Genomic DNA, 681 nt, shown 5'->3' with positions numbered 1-681 from the left:
AAAACAGGTTTACAAAAGCATCGTCAGCCTGGCTGATATCCCTTCCGATCCGCTGGCTGAGTGGGATGACATGACGGCGGACAGTGTTGAAATGTTGAGCGTTGAGCAATACATTCCCGGTCACCCTCTGCTGACGGAAATCGTGTTTACGGGGATCAGTGAGGTTTCCGGTAAATGGCAAGGTAAACTTGACTGGATGCACTGCGCTGCGGAGCACGACGATGAAGCCATCTCCAGTATCTCGTTCCTGCCGCTTGAACGGCTCAACGCAGATTACGCAACGACCTGGGTACCTGAAGAGGATGACAAACAGGTTATCGCTACCTTGCGGGAGTATTACCCTGAACTGTCTGGTATTAGCGATGCCGCGCTCTATTTCCTGTATGACGAATTCCAGATGGCCTGTAATCAGGTTTCTGGGGCAGAGCCTATCCGCGATACTGATTTTCTGTTCTATGCGACAGGTACCGCACTGGGTGTCGATGATGACGGTCCGGCTGTTCGTGATGCCGGGAAGATCGCAGTGTATCTGCTCTCTGAAGGTGCGTCAGTAGAAGCGTTACCCCAGAAAATTGCGGGCTACGTTTCCCGCGATAAAACCCTCCGCCAGTTGGCCCTGTGGCGTTGGAATGTCTCGAAGTTTTTGGAAATCGTTGCCCAGACCCCAAAAGGTGCAGGACA

At 52.6% G+C, this 681-nt stretch carries 1 pseudogene; it reads left to right on the top strand.

Features of this window, described 5'->3' with window-relative positions:
- Positions 1–681 (top strand): annotated as a pseudogene (locus tag ACVRRC_RS22155) (hypothetical protein); the annotation flags it as partial.

The organism is Stutzerimonas sp. LR2, assembly GCF_055755175.1.
The sequence above is the reverse complement of the archived record's forward strand: the minus strand, read 5'-3'. Positions and strand labels throughout refer to the sequence as shown.